17 protein-coding genes are annotated in these 18,103 nt (G+C 62.3%); 12 read left to right on the forward strand and 5 right to left on the reverse strand.

The genetic code is table 11. The features are described from left to right. Positions 1 to 185 precede the first annotated feature (185 nt). From topA to rpmG, 7 genes are all read left to right on the forward strand, one after another. Positions 186 to 2,951 carry a type I DNA topoisomerase gene (gene topA, locus HCN58_RS25095; protein ID WP_171582057.1) on the forward strand — a complete coding sequence of 922 codons (2,766 nt, stop codon included), beginning with the start codon at positions 186 to 188 and terminating at the stop codon, positions 2,949 to 2,951. After that, a complete protein-coding gene (rnr, locus tag HCN58_RS25100) occupies positions 2,952 to 5,294 on the forward strand; it encodes a ribonuclease R (RefSeq protein ID WP_171582058.1) in 2,343 nt (780 codons plus the stop codon). Beyond that, entirely contained in the window at positions 5,282 to 5,719 is a 438-nt protein-coding gene (locus tag HCN58_RS25105) for a DUF983 domain-containing protein (protein ID WP_171582059.1), read from the forward strand. Before rnr ends, HCN58_RS25105 begins: the two co-directional genes overlap by 13 nt. Positions 5,720 to 5,759: 40 nt before the next feature. Then, a complete protein-coding gene (locus tag HCN58_RS25110; RefSeq protein WP_171582060.1) occupies positions 5,760 to 6,497 on the forward strand; it encodes an NUDIX hydrolase in 738 nt (245 codons plus the stop codon). A 228-nt stretch (positions 6,498 to 6,725) separates the two neighbouring features. Continuing rightward, positions 6,726 to 8,051 carry an LLM class flavin-dependent oxidoreductase gene (locus tag HCN58_RS25115; RefSeq protein WP_171582061.1) on the forward strand — a complete coding sequence of 442 codons (1,326 nt, stop codon included), beginning with the start codon at positions 6,726 to 6,728 and terminating at the stop codon, positions 8,049 to 8,051. A 71-nt stretch (positions 8,052 to 8,122) separates the two neighbouring features. Then, positions 8,123 to 8,761, forward strand: coding sequence for a hypothetical protein (locus HCN58_RS25120; RefSeq protein ID WP_171582062.1), 639 nt, complete (start codon positions 8,123 to 8,125; stop codon positions 8,759 to 8,761). 197 nt (positions 8,762 to 8,958) lie between these two features. Then, entirely contained in the window at positions 8,959 to 9,126 is a 168-nt protein-coding gene (rpmG, locus tag HCN58_RS25125) for a 50S ribosomal protein L33 (protein WP_007603295.1), read from the forward strand. A 217-nt stretch (positions 9,127 to 9,343) separates the two neighbouring features. Here rpmG and HCN58_RS25130 read toward each other — a convergent pair whose 3' ends face one another. Continuing rightward, positions 9,344 to 10,576 (reverse strand): MFS transporter, encoded by a 1,233-nt coding sequence (locus HCN58_RS25130; RefSeq protein ID WP_171582063.1) that lies wholly within the window; start codon positions 10,574 to 10,576, stop codon positions 9,344 to 9,346. A gap of 134 nt (positions 10,577 to 10,710) precedes the next feature. Between HCN58_RS25130 and HCN58_RS25135 the strand changes: the two genes are divergently transcribed. After that, positions 10,711 to 11,328 (forward strand): TetR/AcrR family transcriptional regulator, encoded by a 618-nt coding sequence (locus tag HCN58_RS25135; RefSeq protein WP_171582064.1) that lies wholly within the window; start codon positions 10,711 to 10,713, stop codon positions 11,326 to 11,328. Positions 11,329 to 11,502: 174 nt separating this feature from the next. Further along, positions 11,503 to 12,720, forward strand: coding sequence for a serine hydrolase domain-containing protein (locus HCN58_RS25140; RefSeq protein WP_235983853.1), 1,218 nt, complete (start codon positions 11,503 to 11,505; stop codon positions 12,718 to 12,720). Positions 12,721 to 12,860: 140 nt separating this feature from the next. Here the strand turns inward: HCN58_RS25140 and HCN58_RS25145 are convergent, their stop codons facing one another. After that, on the reverse strand, positions 12,861 to 14,234 hold the full coding sequence (locus HCN58_RS25145) for a PleD family two-component system response regulator (RefSeq protein WP_171582065.1): 1,374 nt from the start codon (positions 14,232 to 14,234) through the stop codon (positions 12,861 to 12,863). An 11-nt stretch (positions 14,235 to 14,245) separates the two neighbouring features. Continuing rightward, entirely contained in the window at positions 14,246 to 14,611 is a 366-nt protein-coding gene (locus HCN58_RS25150) for a response regulator (protein ID WP_027538546.1), read from the reverse strand. Positions 14,612 to 14,840: 229 nt separating this feature from the next. Between HCN58_RS25150 and HCN58_RS25155 the strand changes: the two genes are divergently transcribed. Both HCN58_RS25155 and HCN58_RS25160 read left to right on the forward strand, forming a co-directional pair. After that, on the forward strand, positions 14,841 to 15,140 hold the full coding sequence (locus HCN58_RS25155) for a DUF3572 domain-containing protein (protein ID WP_171582066.1): 300 nt from the start codon (positions 14,841 to 14,843) through the stop codon (positions 15,138 to 15,140). After that, complete coding sequence (locus tag HCN58_RS25160; RefSeq protein WP_171582067.1) at positions 15,137 to 16,435, forward strand: DNA polymerase IV; 1,299 nt, start codon at positions 15,137 to 15,139, stop codon at positions 16,433 to 16,435. The genes HCN58_RS25155 and HCN58_RS25160 overlap by 4 nt, the downstream gene beginning before the upstream one ends. A gap of 150 nt (positions 16,436 to 16,585) precedes the next feature. On the opposite strand, the gene HCN58_RS25165 is transcribed toward HCN58_RS25160, so the two are convergent. Beyond that, on the reverse strand, positions 16,586 to 16,987 hold the full coding sequence (locus HCN58_RS25165; protein ID WP_171582068.1) for a RidA family protein: 402 nt from the start codon (positions 16,985 to 16,987) through the stop codon (positions 16,586 to 16,588). Positions 16,988 to 17,309: 322 nt separating this feature from the next. Here HCN58_RS25165 and HCN58_RS25170 point away from each other — a divergent pair, with 322 nt between their 5' ends. Next, on the forward strand, positions 17,310 to 17,657 hold the full coding sequence (locus tag HCN58_RS25170; RefSeq protein ID WP_171582069.1) for a hypothetical protein: 348 nt from the start codon (positions 17,310 to 17,312) through the stop codon (positions 17,655 to 17,657). Positions 17,658 to 17,734: 77 nt separating this feature from the next. On the opposite strand, the gene HCN58_RS25175 is transcribed toward HCN58_RS25170, so the two are convergent. Then, a complete protein-coding gene (locus HCN58_RS25175; protein ID WP_171582070.1) occupies positions 17,735 to 18,028 on the reverse strand; it encodes a GYD domain-containing protein in 294 nt (97 codons plus the stop codon). Between the last annotated feature and the right edge of the window lie 75 nt (positions 18,029 to 18,103).

An 18,103-nucleotide genomic window follows, 5' to 3' on the forward strand; every position in this document is an offset into this window, starting at 1 on the left:
CTTTTGTGGCGCAACTCTAGGGCGTATTTCGCAACTCGTTAGATATCAAGTCGATCCCAAAGGTTCCCTGGCGGCATTTGCCGATTTGACAGGGGCCGCCTCACCACCCATGTTCGGGGCCAATCGGTGGGCCGCGAGTCTCGCGGAACCCGCCTTTATCTTTTCCCGTAAGCCATTGGAATGACATGAATATCGTCATCGTGGAGTCGCCGGCGAAAGCCAAGACGATCAATAAGTATTTGGGCGCCTCCTACGAGGTTCTGGCCTCGTTCGGCCATGTCCGCGACCTCCCCGCCAAGAACGGTTCCGTCGATCCGGACGCCAATTTTCAGATGATCTGGGAGGTCGATCCCAAGGCGGCCGGCCGGCTCAACGACATCGCCAGGGCGCTGAAGGGCGCCAGCCGACTGATTCTCGCAACCGACCCTGACCGCGAGGGCGAGGCGATCTCCTGGCACGTGCTGGAGGTGATGAAGGAGAAGCGTGCGCTGAAAGATCAGAAGATCGAGCGCGTGGTGTTCAACGCCATCACCAAGCAGGCGGTGACCGATGCGATGAAGGCGCCGCGGCAGATCGACGGCGCGCTGGTCGACGCCTATATGGCGCGCCGCGCGCTGGACTATCTGGTCGGCTTTACGCTCTCACCCGTGCTATGGCGCAAGCTGCCGGGCGCGCGCTCGGCCGGCCGCGTGCAGTCGGTCGCGCTGCGGCTGGTCTGCGACCGCGAACTCGAAATCGAAAAATTCGTTCCGCGCGAATACTGGTCGCTGGTCGCGACGCTAACGACGCCGCGTGGCGACAGCTTTGAGGCGCGTCTCGTCGGCGCCGACGGCAAGAAGATCCAGCGGCTCGACATCGGCTCCGGCACCGAAGCCGAAGACCTCAAGAAGGCCATTGAAGCGGCGAACTTCACTGTTTCGACCGTTGAGGCAAAGCCCGCGCGCCGGAATCCGCAGGCGCCCTTCACCACCTCGACGCTGCAGCAGGAAGCCAGCCGCAAGCTCGGCTTTGCACCGGCGCACACGATGCGGATCGCGCAGCGGCTCTATGAAGGCATCGACATCGGGGGCGAGACCACCGGCCTCATCACCTATATGCGAACCGACGGCGTGCAGATCGACGGCTCGGCGATCACCCAGGCCCGCAAGGTGATCGGCGAGGATTACGGCAACGCCTATGTCCCCGACGCACCGCGCCAGTACCAGACCAAGGCCAAGAACGCGCAGGAAGCGCACGAAGCGATCCGCCCGACCGATCTGTCGCGCCGGCCCACCGAGATGCGCCGCCGCCTCGATCCCGATCAGGCGAAACTCTATGAGCTGATCTGGATCCGCACCATTGCGAGCCAGATGGAATCGGCCGAACTCGAACGCACCACCGTGGACATCGCGGCGAAAGCCGGCTCCCGCGTGTTGGAGCTGCGCGCTTCGGGCCAGGTCATCAAATTCGACGGTTTCCTCGCGCTCTATCAGGAAGGCAAGGACGACGACGGCGAAGACGAGGATTCCCGCCGCCTCCCCGCAATGAGCGAAGGCGAAGCCCTGAAGCGGCAAGCTCTTGCCGTCACCCAGCACTTCACCGAGCCGCCGCCGCGCTTCTCGGAAGCCTCGCTGGTGAAGCGAATGGAAGAGCTCGGCATCGGCCGTCCCTCGACCTACGCCTCAATCTTGCAGGTCCTGAAAGACCGAGGTTACGTCAAGCTGGAGAAGAAGCGGCTGCATGGCGAGGACAAGGGCCGCGTCGTCGTCGCCTTCCTCGAAAACTTCTTCTCGCGTTATGTGGAGTATGACTTCACGGCGGCGCTGGAAGAGCAGCTCGACCGCATCTCCAACAACGAGATTTCCTGGCAGCAGGTGCTGCAGGATTTCTGGAAGGACTTCATCGGCGCGGTCAACGACATCAAGGATCTGCGCGTCGCCGAGGTGCTGGACGCGCTTGACGACATGCTGGGGCCGCACATCTATCCGCCGCGCGCCGATGGCGGCGACATCAGGCAGTGCCCGACCTGCGGTACCGGCCGGCTTAACCTGAAGGCCGGCAAGTTCGGCGCCTTCGTCGGCTGCTCGAACTATCCGGAATGCCGCTACACCCGTCCGCTCGCGGCCGATTCTGAAGCCAGCGCCGATCGGGTTCTCGGCAAGGATCCCGAAACCGGTCTCGACGTCACGGTGAAGGCCGGCCGCTTCGGCCCCTATATCCAGCTCGGCGAGCAGAAGGACTATCCCGAAGGCGAAAAGCCCAAGCGCGCGGGCATCCCGAAGAACATGTCGCCCGGCGACATGGAGCTCGATCTGGCGCTGAAGCTGCTGTCGCTGCCGCGTGAGATCGGCAAGCATCCGGAAACCGGCCAGCCGATCACCGCGGGCATCGGCCGCTTCGGGCCGTTTGTGCGTCACGAGAAGACCTATGCGAGTCTTGAAGCCGGTGACGAGGTGTTCGACATCGGGCTCAACCGCGCGGTGACACTGATCGCGGAAAAGATCGCAAAAGGCCCGAGCGGCCGCCGCTTCGGCGCCGATCCCGGCAAGCCGCTCGGCGAGCATCCGAGCCTTGGCGGCGTAGCTGTCAAGAACGGCCGCTATGGCGCCTACGTCACCGCCGGCGGCGTCAACGCCACGATCCCGAGCGACAAGACGCCGGAGACGATCACGCTGGCAGACGCGATCGCGCTGATCGACGAGCGCGCCGCCAAGGGCGGCGGCAAGCCGAAACGCGCTGCGAAGAAGGCCGCGCCGAAAAAAGCCGCCTCCAAGGCTGCCACCAAGGCTGCCGATTCCGATGCGCCGAAGCCCGCCAAGAAGGCGCCGGCGAAGAAGCCGGCCGCGAAGCCGAAATCGGGGGCCATCAGCAAGGCGCGTGCGCCGGTCGCGTCCGCCGCCAAGACATCGGCGGCGAAGCCCGCTGCACCCAAAACGCCCGCGAAAAAGAGCGCGGGCAAGGCGCGAGGATAAGTGAAGAGAAAACACGACCATGGCTTTCCGGCCCGGGACGCCATCGTCGCCTTTATCCGTGCCCATCCCGGCAAGCTCGGTACCCGCGAAATCGCCCGCGAGTTCGGCCTGAAGAATGCCGACCGCGCCCAGCTGAAACGTATCCTGCGCGAGCTCGCCGACGAAGGCGCCATCGCCAAACGCGGCCGGAAAATCCACGAGACGGCTCTCCTGCCGCCGACCGTGATCGCCGACATCACCGGGCGCGACACCGACGGCGAACTGCTCGCCACTCCCACCGAATGGGACACTGAACAGAGCGGCCCCGCGCCGAAGATCCGTATCCACGTCCCGCGCCGTCTGCAACCCGGCACCGCGGCGGGCATCGGCGACCGAGCCCTGTTGCGGATCGAGAAGGCTGATGATGGCGAAGGCGCCCCATATCGCGGGCGTGTCATCAAGATCATCGATCAGGCCCGCACGCGCGTGCTCGGTATCTTCCGCAAACTACCTGGCGGCGGCGGACTGCTCGTTCCCGTCGACAAGAAGCAGGCCGGGCGCGAATTGAACATCGCGCCACCGGACACCGCGGGCGCCGAGGATGGCGACCTCATCAGCGTCGATTTGGTGCGCTCGCGCGGCTATGGCCTCGCCTCCGGTAAGGTGAAGGAGCGGCTCGGCTCGTTGTCGAGCGAAAAGGCGATTAGCCTGATCGCGATCCACGCCCATGAAATTCCGCAAGTGTTCTCACCATCCGCGTTGCGCGAGGCTGAGGCCGCGCAGCCTGCTGACTTGAAAGGCCGCGAGGACTGGCGCGATTTGCCGCTGGTGACCATCGATCCACCTGATGCGAAGGATCATGACGACGCGGTGCACGCCGCGCCCGATTCCGATCCGAACAACAAGGGCGGCTATATCGTCCATGTCGCGATTGCCGACGTCGCCTACTATGTGCGGCCGGGCTCGGCGCTAGACCGCGAAGCGGTGACGCGCGGCAACTCGGTCTATTTCCCCGACCGCGTGGTGCCGATGCTGCCCGAGCGGATCTCCAACGATCTCTGTTCGCTGGTGCCTGGAGAACCGCGCGGCGCGCTCGCGGTGCGGCTGGTGATCGGCCCCGACGGCCGCAAGCGCTCGCACAGTTTTCATCGCGTGCTGATGCGTTCAGCCGCGAAGCTGCACTACGCACAGGCGCAGGCCGCGATCGACGGGCGGCCCGATGATATCACTGGTCCGCTGCTCGAACCGATCCTGAAGCCGCTCTATACCGCCTACGCTTTGGTCAAGATCGCGCGCGACGAGCGCGATCCGCTCGATCTCGATCTGCCGGAACGAAAAATCCTGCTCAAGCCCGACGGGACTGTCGATCGCGTCATCGTGCCCGAGCGTCTCGACGCGCATCGTTTGATCGAGGAATTCATGATCCTCGCCAACGTCGCCGCGGCCGAAATGCTTGAAAAAAAGGCGCTGCCGCTTATCTACCGCGTGCATGACGAACCAACCTTGGAAAAGGTTCATAACCTCCAGGAATTCCTGAAGACGCTCGACCTGCCGTTCGCGAAGACCGGCGCGCTACGCCCCTCCCTGTTCAATCGCGTGCTGGGCCAGGTCCGTGGCGAGGATTACGAGCCACTGGTGAACGAGGTGGTGCTGCGCTCGCAGGCGCAGGCGGAATACTCGGCGGAGAATTACGGCCATTTCGGCCTCAACCTGCGCCGCTACGCGCATTTCACTTCGCCGATCAGGCGATACGCTGATCTGATCGTGCACCGCGCGCTGATCCGCGCACTTGGTCTCGGCGAGGGCGCGTTGCCGGAGAGCGAGACGCTGGAGGCATTGGGCGAGGTCGCGGCGCAGATTTCGCTGACCGAGCGCCGCGCCATGAAGGCCGAACGCGAAACCGCCGACCGGCTGATCGCGCATTTCCTCGCTGATCGTATCGGCGCAACGTTTCAGGGCCGCATCTCGGGCGTGACCCGCGCCGGCCTGTTTGTGAAACTTTCCGATACCGGCGCCGACGGGCTGATCCCAATCCGCACGCTCGGCACCGAATACTACAACTACGACGAGACGCGTCACGCGCTCGTCGGCTCACGCAGCGGTGCCATGCACCGGTTGGGTGACGTTGTCGACGTGCGTCTGGTAGAAGCTGCGCCAGTGGCCGGCGCGTTGCGGTTCGAGCTGTTGTCGGAAGGCCAGGTCATTCCGCGCGGCAGAAAACGCGACGGTTCGAAAGCATTGACAAAGGCGTCGAAATCGCTCCCGGGCCGCAGCCCGCGCGATAAGGTTCGCAAGCCCCACAAGGGCAAGTCGGGCGAAGCCAAGCCCCGCAAATCGAAGAAAGGCAAGTCATGGAAACGGTGAGCGCCGCGACGACATGGACCCGGGACACCGCGCAGGCCGAGAAGCGCGACCTCTGGAGTGCTATGAAGCGCGGCTTCCGCTGCCGCTGTCCGCGTTGCGGCGAGGGCAAGATGTTCCGCGCTTTCCTGAAGACTGCCGACAATTGCTCGAAATGCGGGCTCGATTTCACTCCGCACCGCGCTGACGATCTGCCCGCCTATCTCGTCATCGTCATCGTTGGCCACATCGTGGTACCGGCGGCGCTGTGGATCGAAACCAATTTCTCGCCGGCCGTATGGCTGCAATTGGCGATCTATTTGCCGGCGACGTTCCTTTTATCGCTGGTGCTGTTACAGCCGATCAAGGGGGCGGTCGTCGGCGTCCAATGGGCACTGCGTATGCACGGCTTTGACGAAAATGCGCCTGGCGACATTCCGCCGGTCTAGCTAAACCGGTGACAAGCAAGAGCACTAAAATGGGGATGGAATGAGCGACGCTGCGACCGCCGTAAAAGAAGAAAAAGAAGCCGATCATCATCCCTATTTCCGGCCCAGGGATGCAGCCACGCTGATCCTGATCGACCGCTCTGGCGCGAAGCCGAAGGTTCTGGTCGGCAAGCGCCATGACAAGGTGGTGTTCATGCCGGGCAAATACGTTTTCCCGGGCGGGCGTGTCGATAAATCGGACAACCGCATTCCGGTCGCCGCGCCGATTTCCCCAGAGCTTGAAGCCAATCTCTTGAAGGGCAGTCCGAAGATTGCGCCTTCTCGCGCGCGAGCGCTGGCGGTTGCCGCGATCCGCGAGGCCTGCGAGGAAACCGGGCTCTGCCTGGGATGCAAGGTCGACAAGCCCGTCAAGCTCGACGGCGCCTGGAAGCCGTTTGCTGAAGCGGGCCTGCTGCCCGATCCATCCAGCCTGTTCCTGATCGCGCGTGCGATCACCCCGCCCGGCCGCGTTCGTCGTTTCGATACGCGCTTCTTCACCGCGGACGCGTCAGCCATCGCCCACCGGGTCGAAGGCGTGATCCACGCGGATGCCGAACTGGTCGAATTGGTGTGGGTCGAGATCGGATCGCAGCCGCTGGCCGACGCGCATGCCATGACCAAGAACGTACTCGCCGAACTCGAACGCCGCCTTGCGACCGGTCCGCTGCGTCACGACGCGCCAGTGCCGTTCTTCCACTTTTACGGCGGCAAGATGCAGAAGGATGTGTTGGGGGTGTAGCCTCCAATCTCTCCACGTCATTGCGAGGCGCGTAGCGACGAAGCAATCCATACCAACCATTGCGGCGCTATAGATTGCTTCGCTTCGCTCGCAATGACGGCATTGCCGTCGTCGAATCGTTCTCCGTCTGTCCCTTAAATTGCAAAAATCTTCTGCGCGCCCCTAATGGCGCCGCCCTCGCCCGTGCCTATCTCTTTCTCCAACAATAACTGCTACGGAAACGGGGCCATGGCACAACGGCAACTCAAGCTCGGCGCATTCATGCGGCCGGTCTCCATCCACACCGGCGCGTGGCGATATCCCGGCGCCTGGCCCGATGCTAATTTCAGTTTCCCCCGCATCAAACAACTGATTCAGAAACTGGAGGCCGGCAAGTTCGACGCGTTCTTCATGGCCGATCATCTCGCCGTGCTGAACATGCCGATCAATGCGCTCAAGCGCAGCCACACCGTCACCTCGTTCGAACCGTTCACGCTGCTGTCGGCACTGGCCGGCGCCACCGAGCATATCGGTCTGATCGCGACGGGATCGACGACGTTCGACGAGCCCTATCATGTGGCCCGGCGCTTCGCCTCGCTCGACCATATCTCGGGCGGCCGCGCCGGATGGAATATCGTCACCACCTCCAATCCGGATGCTGCGCTGAATTTCGGGCTCGACGACCATATGGAGCACGCTGAGCGCTACAAGCGGGCGCGCGAATTCTATGACGTGGTCACCGGTCTCTGGGACTCATTCGCCGACGACGCCTTCGTGCGCGACGTCGAGAGCGGGCTTTATTTCGATCCGGCAAAGATGCACGTGCTCAATCACAAGGGAAAATATCTCTCCGTGCGCGGGCCGCTCAACATTGCCCGCCCCGTGCAGGGCTGGCCGTTGATCGTGCAGGCCGGCGCGTCGGAGGACGGCAAGCAGCTCGCGGCGGAGACCGCGGAAGCCGTGTTCACTGGCGGCGGCAGCCTCGCCGACGGACAAAAGCTTTACGCCGACATCAAAGGCCGTATGGAAAAGATCGGCCGCAACCCCGAGCATTTGAAGATCCTGCCCGGCGCCTTCGTCGTCGTCGGCGATAGTATCGAGGAAGCCAAGGAGAAGCGCGCGAAACTGGACAGCATGGTACACTACGACAGCGCCATCGCCTCGCTCTCGGTGCAACTCGGCACCGATGCCTCCGGCTTCGATCCCGACGGTCAGTTGCCGCCGATCCCCGAAACCAACGCGAGCAAAAGCGGCCGCCAGCGGCTGGTCGACGCCGCCGCGCGCGACAAGCTCACCGTACGCCAGCTCGCCCAGCGCGTCGGCGGCTATGGCGGGCTGTCTTTTGTCGGCACGCCGCAGACCATCGCCGACCAGATGGAGGAATGGCTGATGAGCCGCGGCAGCGACGGATTCAACATCATGTTCCCGTTCCTCCCCGCAGGGCTCGACGATTTCGTCGACAAGGTGGTGCCGGAACTGCAGAAGCGCGGGATTTTCCGGACCGAATATGAGGGCCGGACACTGCGGGAGAATTTGGGGCTGCCGAGGCCGAAAAACCGGTTCTTTGAGGGTTAATAGCGAGCTTTCCGTCCTCGTTGTACTACTTGAACGGTCGTGAGATGATCGCTCGTAGGGGCGAGGCTACCGTGATTCCAAAACTTCCCGGTTTAGGTCCTTTGGCGGCCTTACTGTTGGCCGCGGCGCTATCCGCGTGGCTAGGAATAGCCGGTCCCATTAGCATTGAGGGCTTGTATCGCTGGCAGAATCTTCTAGCCGCTTTTGCTGCACTAGCCGCAGCGGCTATCGCCTATACGGCAGCAATGGCCAAGGTGAAGCTGGACAGGCAAATATCCGATGAACAGCTTATGAGGCGTTCGCTGGCCATCCTTCTAAAAGTAGAGTTCGCAATCCAAGTACTACGACAGGAGGCAAGAGAATTAGAGGAGAAACTCGGCGATTGGAAAAACAAATCCTTTAAGACCGTCGATCTCGCAATTTCCGAGCCTAAGGAAATACTTGAAGCGTGGGAAACTCTCGACCTATTCCCAGGTGACCTAATCCTTGCCCTTCGTACGTTGCGCGCCTCACTAGTGCTTTACCGAACAGACCTCGCCAAATTCGACTCACAAGTCGAATGGGAGAGCACTACACTGGCTTCCATCAAGGCTAACCCAACCAGCCGCGCCAGCGTCGCAGCAAAATTGTTGATCCAACAATCCACCGATACGATCACCGCCCTTCGCGCCACGATAACCCGTCTAACCAATCTCTTGAACCGCGCGTGATCCTCACTGCGCAACGGCTTTTTCAGAGAATTAGCGGTTGCCGAGGCCGAAAAACCAGTTGTTTGAGGGTTAATTACCCGGATTTATGCTGGTTTTTGCCCCGAAAACCTTGACTTTGGGCGATCAGAAGCTAGGTTGCGCGGCAAATGCAGGCCGGTTTGGCCGGCGCCTGACACCCCCAATTTGAGGTTCTGAACATGGCCAAAGCGGTCACCATCAAGGTCAAGCTCGTTTCCTCGGCGGATACCGGCTTCTACTACGTCGCCAAGAAGAATTCGCGCACCATGACCGACAAGCTGGTCAAGAAGAAGTACGACCCGGTCGCGCGCAAGCACGTCGAGTTTCGCGAAGCGAAGATCAAGTAAGCGGGCCGAGCGCTGACGTTTTTGAACGGGGCCTTGCGGCCCCGTTTTTGATTCCTGACTATCCGTGTCCCGGACGCGGTGCAGCGTTCTTCACGCTGCTCCGCAGGGCCGGGACCCACCGATAGCGCCGCCAGATGGACCCCGGATCAGCAGCGCACCACGCCGCCAAGAGCAGCGCGCTGCTGAGCATCCGGGGAACACTGATACTGCCCGCGCCTTACGCCGTCTGCATCTGCGGCGGCCCGCTCGGCCGGATCAGCGCGAAGGCAACCTGGACGACGCCGCCGGCCAGGCCCAGCGCGACGCCGATCCGCCATGCCATTGTGTAGGAGCCGAGCGCGTCGTAGAGCACCCCGCCCCCGAACGCGCCAAGGAAGCTGCCGACCTGATGGCTCATGAAGGCGAGCCCCTGGATCATGGCCTGCCATTTCAGGCCGAACATTTCGGCGACCGCGCCCGCGACCAGCGGGCCGACGCCCATCCACAGAAAGCCCATGATGGCGCCGAACAGCAGCGTGGTCGCCGGCGTCGGCGGCAGCGTGAAATACCAGGCCAGCGCGATCGAGCGGAAGATGTAGATGGCGCCGAGCAGCGCCAGCTTGTTCCAGCGCTGGCCGGCCCAGCCGAAGAAGATGCTGCCGATCACGTTGAAGCCGCCGATCATGCCGAGCGTCTGCGCGCTCAGCATCGGATCCATGCCGCAGATCGCCAGATAGGACGGCAGGTGCGTAGTGAGAAAGACGAGCTGCATGCCGCAGACGAAATAGGCACCGGTCATCACTACGAAGGAGGCATTGGAGAATGCGATCTTGGTCGCGACGGTGGCAGAAGTGTTGCCGATCTCATCCGGCGAAGTCGGTGGGAGCGGAATCTTGTCCACCCTGCCCGCATACCAGGCGGCCGGAATCATCAAGAGCGACAGGACCACGAAGCCAACCAGGCCCACGCGCCAGCCATAGCTCTCGTTGAGCATCTGCCCGATCGGCGCCGACAGCAGCGCGCCGAGTGATCCTGCACCCGACACCAGGCCGAGCACCGTCGAGCGTACTGACGCAGGCACCGCGCGGGCCGCGACCGACATCGCGATAGCGGCAGCGGTACAGGCGAGCGAGATGCCGATCAACACGCCGCCACCGATCATGACGGCGAGAACGCCGTTCGCGCCCGCCATCAAGGCAAGGCCGGCGAGATAGAACAGCGCGCCAACCACCATGATGGCGCGGAAGCCGTAACGCACCGTCAGCGCCCCGGCTAGCGGCTGCAAAAATCCCCAGGCGAGATTCTGCACGGCGATTGCCAGCGTGAAATCGGAGACCGATATTTTGATGTCCTGCGTCAGTGGCTGCATGAAAATACCGAGCGACTGCCGCAGCCCCATGCTGAGCGTCAGCATGATCGACGCTCCGATCAGAATCGGAAGTGTGGGACGCAGGATTTGCAGCAGGGCCATTGTTTTTATTCTCCCTGAAGAGCGCGATTCAAACGCCGCGTCCTCCAAATGACATCTGAAATGGGTACACAGACCTGTGTAACTAGGCTATAAGGGGGCGCTGCTGTCAAGCAAACGAGGGCCCTCGCATTCGCATGGCACCCCTGCCCGCCAAACCGGCGATGAAGGACCGGATTCTGGAAACCGCAGATAGGCTGTTCTATCTGCAGGGAATTCGCGCGGTCGGCGTCGATACCATCGCGGCCGAAATCGGCATCAGCAAGCGCACGCTGTACAATCATTTTCCGTCCAAGGACGCGCTGATCTCGGCTTATCTGGCCCGCCGCTTCGTGGCGCCGCGGCCTTCCGACAAGTCGCCGGTCGAACAGATTCTCGGCACTTTCGATTCGCTGGAGCGGCGCTTTTCGGGAAAAGATTTTCGCGGCTGTCCGTTCGTCAATGCGGTCGCCGAACTCGGCGAAGATAAGTCGGTCCGAAAGGTCGCGGTCGAATTCAAGGAAAGCCGCCGCCTCTGGTTTCGCGACCTGCTGGTGCAACTCGGCGTCCGCCAAGCAGACGCACTGGCGACGCAGCTCGCTCTGCTCGTCGACGGCTCGATCGCGCAGGATCTCGTCCGCAATGATCCCGCGATGGCGCGCGCGGCCAAGGAAGCGGCAACGGTGCTGCTGAGGAATGCGGGGGTGAAGATTCGTACGCCTGCTCCTGCGCAGAAGCATGCAGCAAAGAAGCGGCAGTCAAGATCGGCAACTTGAATTCCTCCCGTTCGTCGTCCCTGCGAACGCAGGGACCCATACCCCGTGGCTTTTCAGTTCGGTGATGTGGTAGCTACCTTCTTACAACAAACAACATCAGTGGTTATGGGTCCGGCGTGCGCAGGGGCGACAAGATAGAGCCGCGCCAAACTAACGATCATAAAGGGAGCGAAAATGGAAGACCTGAAAGTGACCGCCAACGGTTACGACTTCAAACCGGCACGCGCGGCCATGCAGTGCTATGTCGACAACAATCTGTTGTCAGGCATTTCGTGGGCAGTCATGGTCGGGCGCGACCTCGTTGACGTAAATTGCGTCGGCTGGGCCGATAAGGAAGCGCGGACGCCGTTGCGCTCCGATCATATCTTCCGCGTCTTCTCCAACACCAAGCTGATCACCTCCTGCGCCGTGCTCTTGCTGTTCGAGGAAGGCAAACTCAAGCTCGACGATCCCATTGAAAAATTCATTCCGCAGCTCGGAAATCGAAAGGTGCTGCGGCCCGATGCCACCTCGCTTGATGACACCGAGCCTGCGAAGAACTCGATCACTATCCGTCAGTTGCTCAGCCACAGCTCCGGTCTGAGCTACGGCTTTTTTGATCCGGGCACTGCCATCTACAAGGCGCTTAATGAGCGCGGCGTCCACAATCCCATGACGACGCTGGCCGACATGGTGGACGTGCTGGCCGGCCTGCCACTGATCTATCAGCCGGGCACGTCGTGGGAATATTCGCTGGCCACTGACGTGCTGGGGCGGCTGGTCGAAGTCATCGGCGGCCAGAGTTTTGACAAGTTCATCCAGGCGCGCATTCTCGATCCGCTTGGCATGGTCGATACCGGCTTCATCGTGCCGGAAAAGGATCAGGGACGGCTCGTCGCCTATTACGCCGGTGCGGATCTGATGGAGCCGATGAAGCCGGGATTGACCCGAATCGACGACTCGCCCTTCCCCGGCGCTTATCTGCGCCCGATCGCGAGACTCAGCGGCGGTGGCGGCCTGGTTTCAACCCTGCCCGACATGGTCGCGCTGATCCGAAACCTGCTGCCCGGCGGCCCGACCCTGCTCAAGCCGGAAACGATTGCGTTGATGCTGACCAACCAGTTGCCCGAGGGGCAGTGGATCCGCTTTGCCATGATGGGAGAGCAGCCCGGCAAGGCCTTTAGCCTGGCCGGCGGATTGATCCTGACGCCTTCGGCGTTCGATCATCCCGATGCCGCGGGCGAGCTCTATTGGGGCGGCGTCGCCGGTACCCAATGGTGGATTTCGCCGAAGCGCAACATGGCCGGGGTGATGATGGCGCAGCGCCAGATGGCGTTCGTCCATCCGTTCTCGTTCGAGTTCAAGCGGCTGGCGTATGAGGCGGTGGGGCAGAAAGCCAAGATTGTTGCTTGACGCGACAAATCTATCTGCCGTCGTCCCGGCGAACGCCGGGACCCATACCGCGCGATCTATCGTTAAGGCGGGGCGGGTAGACGCCTTTCGCAAAACGACAGCCGGTGGTTATGGGTCCCTGCGTTCGCAGGGACGACGGTTCACGCCGCCGCCGAGACCACCCTGTTCCGTCCGTCGTGCTTGGCGCGATAGAGCGCGGTGTCGGCGCGCTTGAGCACGTCGGCGACCGGCTCGCCCTCGCGATCCAACGTCGCCAGGCCGATCGAGATCGTGACGTCGATCCGCTTGGTGCCCTTGTTGACGGCAAAAGTTTCGCCGGCGATCGAGCGGCGCAGGCGCTCGGCGACCATGCCAGCGACGGTCAGGTCGGTTTCCGGCATCACGATGACGAATTCCTCACCGCCATAGCGGCAGGCGAGATCGATGCCGCGGATCGACTTGCGGATGCGCACGGCAAACTCGCGCAACACGTCGTCGCCGGCATCGTGGCCGTAGGTATCGTTGATGGATTTGAAGAAGTCGATGTCGAGGATCATCAGCGCCAGCGGCTTGCCGCGGCTGGAGGCCTGCTCGGCCAGCGTCGAGAGATGGCTTTCCATGTAGCGGCGGTTGTGCAAGCCCGTCAGCGCGTCGGTAATCGCCATTTCAATGGAGTTCTGCACGTTGTCGCGCAGGTGGTCGGTATATCGCCGCTTGCGGATCTGGGTGCGCGCCCGCGCCAGCAGCTCATTCTTGTCGACGGGACGCAGGAGATAATCGTTGACGCCGATCTCGAGCCCGCGCAGCAGCCGCGCATTGTTGTCGGCGTCGGAGATGGCGAGGATCGGCAACTGCCGGGTGCGCTCCAGCGAGCGCGCCTGGCTGCACAGCCGCAGGCCGTCGTAATTTTCCAGGCTGAGAGAGACGATCAGCAAATCGTAATTGCCGTCAGCGGCGTGAAACAGCGCTTCCGCCGGATTAACTTCGACATCGACGGTGTGCTCGGCGGCAAGGATCGGCGCCAGCCGCTCGTAGGACGATTGCCGGTCGTCGACCAAAAGGATCCGCCCGCCGACGCCCTTGTCGGCGATCGCGCTGCGCTCGGGCGCTTCCATGCCGATCTCGAGCGAGGTGATGGCGCGCATGCGCAGCTCATCGGTCATCATCTTCAGCCGCGTCAGTGACCGAACGCGCGCGATCAGAACGATGTCGGACACCGGCTTGGTAAGAAAATCGTCGGCCCCGGCCTCCAGTCCGCGGACACGATCAGCCGGGCTATCCAGCGCGGTGACGATCACGACGGGAATGAAATGGGTGGCGGGGTTGGATTTCAGCCGGCGACAGACCTCGAAACCGTCCATGTCCGGCATCATGACGTCGAGCAGGATGATGTCGCATTCGGAGCGCGAACAGAGGTCAAGCGCCTCGGCGCCGTTGGAAGCGGTCAGCACGTCGAAATATTCGGCCGACAGCCGGGCTTCCAGAAGCTTGACGTTCGCAGGAACGTCATCGACGACAAGGATACGCGCAGACATCGAAACTCACCCTACCCGATAAAACGCCGCACGGTTTCAATAAACTTGCCGACGGAAATTGGTTTGGACAAATACGCCTCGCAGCCGCCTTCGCGGATGCGCTCTTCATCGCCCTTCATCGCAAATGCGGTGACGGCAACCACCGGAATGGCACGCAACTCCGGATCGTCCTTGATCCAGCGCGTCACTTCGAGGCCCGAGACTTGCGGAAGCTGGATATCCATCAGGATCAGATCGGGGCGGAGCTTGCGGACGAGATCGAGCGCCTCGAAACCATTGCTGGTGCCGGAGGTTTGATAGCCATGCGCTTCCAACAGATCGCGAAAGAGCTTCATGTTGAGCTCGTTGTCCTCCACGATCAGGACGGTTTTCGCCATCCCGTCCCTCCCTCATCCCAGGAAACAAGCCCGGCCTTTCGGCACGTCCTGCTCCGCCGCCGCCCCCTGTCGAAAACTGAATTCAAACTAGCGCCAGATTCGCTCTAAGCCGTTAAATCGATGCGCCAACTTTTACGAAGCGGTTTCGATTGTTGAACACCATTCGCAGACTCGGGCATGATGGTTCCCAAATTAGAGACCATAAGTTAACGGAAAGGCAAATGATCTATTGAAAAAGCCTGTTCACAACCCCCGCGAAGTGGCTGAAATCGTTGCGGTTCAGGCCCTGAGTTTCATTGCCGGCGATCCCGAGCGGCTTGGCCGGTTCCTGGCTGAAACCGGCATCGGTCCGGAGACGCTGCGCACCGCCGCCGCGGACCCGCAATTTCTGGCCTCGGTGCTGGATTTTGTGATGCGCGACGACGCGACGGTGAAGGCATTTGCGAGCGTCTCGCAACTTCACCCGACCAATATCGCCGCCGCCCGTCAGGTGCTCGGCGACCCGCACTGGGAGCGCGACGTGCCGTGAGCGCGCAGGCGCCAGACGGTCCGCGCGCGTTCTGCCGGGATTGCCTCGGCGACCTCGATATCACGGCAAGGCGATGTAGTGAATGCGGTTCCCCGCGCCTGGTCCGGCACCACGCCCTACCCTCGCTGGCTCTGGCACACATCGATTGTGACGCGTTCTACGCCACCGTCGAGAAGCGCGACAATCCGGAGCTGGCAGACAGGCCCGTGATCATCGGCGGTGGCAAGCGCGGCGTGGTGTCGGCCGCCTGTTATGTCTCGCGGACCTATGGCGTGCGCTCGGCGATGCCGATGTTCAAGGCGCTGGCGCTCTGCCCCCAGGCAGCCGTGATCCCGCCGAACATGGCCAAATATGTCCGCGTCGGCCGCGAGGTGCGGCACGCCATGCAGACGCTCACGCCGCTGGTGGAACCGCTCTCGATCGACGAGGCGTTTCTGGATCTCGCCGGCACACAGCGCGTTCACGGCATGATCCCGGCAAAAGTGCTGGCGCGCTTTGCCCGTGAGGTCGAGCGCGACATCGGGATCACGGTTTCGGTCGGCCTGTCCAGCAACAAGTTTTTGGCCAAGATCGCGTCCGACCTGGACAAGCCGCGCGGCTTTGCCGCCGTCGACCAGGTCGAGGCGCGCGAGATGCTGGCGGACAAGCCGGTCGGCTTCATCTACGGCGTCGGCCCCGCGACCCAGGAAAAGCTGCTGCAGCGGGGGTTTCGCACCATTGCGGACCTGCAGCGCGCCGACGAGGTCGAGCTGATGAAGCAGTTCGGCGGCGAAGGCCGCAGGCTATGGCGGCTGGCGCGCGGCATCGACGACCGCAGCGTGGTGCCGGATCGCGGCGCCAAGACGATATCGAGCGAAACCACGTTCGAAAACGACATCCGCGATTTCGCCACGCTGGAGCGGCTGCTCTGGCGGCTGTCGGAAAAAGTGTCGTCCCGACTGAAGAACGGCAACCTGGCCGGTTGCACCATCACGCTGAAGCTGAAGACCGCCGATTTCAGGCAGCGCACCCGCTCGCAATCGATCCAGGCGCCGACCCAGCTCGCCGCGAAGATTTTTGCGGTGTCGCGAGAAATGCTGGCGAAGGAGATCGACGGCACCGCCTTCCGCCTGATGGGCACCGGCGTCAGCGCTTTGCGCGAGGGATCGCGAGGAGACGACAGCGACATGCTCGACCGCCGCTCGGCCCACGCCGAGCGCGCGATGGATGATTTGCGCAAGAAGTTCGGCAATGCCGCGGTGATCCGCGGCATTGCGTACAAGGGGCCGGCGAGGGAAGAAGACGAGGAGGAGTAGACCGCGCGCCTCGCCACGTCATTGCGAGCCAACGGGTCGCGCGAATGCGCGCCCGATGATAGGCTCCGCGAAGCAATCCATAGCGCCACGAGCGGAGAGATGGATTGCTTCGTCGCTATCGCTCCTCGCCATGACGGAACGAGAAGACGGTCAATCGGCGACGGCGACTGCCTCAATCTCGATCAGCCATTCAGGGGCCGCTAGCGCCGTTACGCCAACGAGCGTGCTCGCCGGCGGCTCCATGCCTTCAAAGAAGACCGAGCGCGCTTTGCCGATGATGGGACGGAGCTCCGGCTTGTAGCCGACGACGAAGGTGGTGATCTTCACGACGTTAGCGTAACTCGCACCGGCGGCTTTCAGCGCCAAGCCAATATTGTGCATTACTTGCGTCGTCTGCGCGGCCAGATCACCCTCGCCGACCACCCGTCCCTCCTCATCGACGGACACCTGCCCCGCGACATAGATCGTGCGCGCGCCCGAAGCGACGACGACGTGGGAATAAGCCGGATTGTGGTGAAGGCCGCTTGGCCGAAGTTGTTCGAGCTTGTTCATGTTGTGCCTCCCCGACGTGCGTGGTTGGGCTGAAGCGTATCCGGGTCCGGCGCTCTCGACCAGACTGGTTGTCGCAGGATGCTCAGCGCCCAGGGCCTGACTTGCAACCGCGCATGCCCTGAGGGATGGCCGCGAGGACGCGCACCCCTCGATTGCAAGGCTCGGAATCCCTGACGTGGAATTTGCCCATCCCTCAGGGAAATACTCAACCATGCGGCCTTGAACCGGCCAGGAACGATCAGATTTCTATCAAGTCTCCAACTTGTATGGGGGCCATAAGTCCGGATGCGTTCCATGAAACCTTACGCGGAAGGAGCAGAAGATGGCCTTTTTGAAACGGGAGCTACATCGGCAGGTCAAAGGCCCGGAAATCACGGAACTGGATTTTTGGAGCCTTGTCTTCGACACTGACAGCAAGCGCTTATACGTCGAACATGAGTGGACCTACATGGACCCGCGTATCCGTGGGGCGGCGGACTATCGAACAGACGCAATGGATATCGCGGAGTATCTGACGCAAGGCGGTCAGACCGCGGGCCACCGTGAACTTTGGCGGTTGCTGAGAGTGATCTTCAAGGAACAGTTCGAACCTGAGGAGGATGATCGCGGGCCACCACTTTCGGGACAAGCCCCCGCTCAGGAAATCGAGACCGCGTCCAGTCGTCCTTGACGAGATGGCAACGAGAGGCAATCGTCACCTGCGCCGGCGCCTCGGTTTGAACGGATGGTCCGGCTGCGCAGCGGCGGTCAGAGCATCTTCCCGACAATACTGGCCATGTCCGCCGCCGAGAACGCCCGCAACGATTCGGTGCGAACATTGCCCAACGCGCCAAGACTCAAGTTGAGCGTCATGGCGGAAGATTCATCCGGCGCATCGAGGATTGTCACAACATCATACCGTCCCTGCGTCCAGAACAGCTCTCTTACGGTCACTCCGAAGGTCTCGGCCATTTTCTTGAAAGCCTCCGCCCGCTTCGGTGAGTCCTTCGCGGTGCGGATTCCCTGGTCGGTGAAATTGGCAAGCACTACATAAGTTACCATCGTTGCTCTCCCTGGTTGCCGGATGCAGCCGGACCTTCTCGCCGAATATTCGGCCGCATCGCTCGATCAGCGCTC

Origin of the sequence: Bradyrhizobium australiense, from assembly GCF_013114825.1 — a bacterium.
GTDB lineage: Bacteria > Pseudomonadota > Alphaproteobacteria > Rhizobiales > Xanthobacteraceae > Bradyrhizobium > Bradyrhizobium australiense.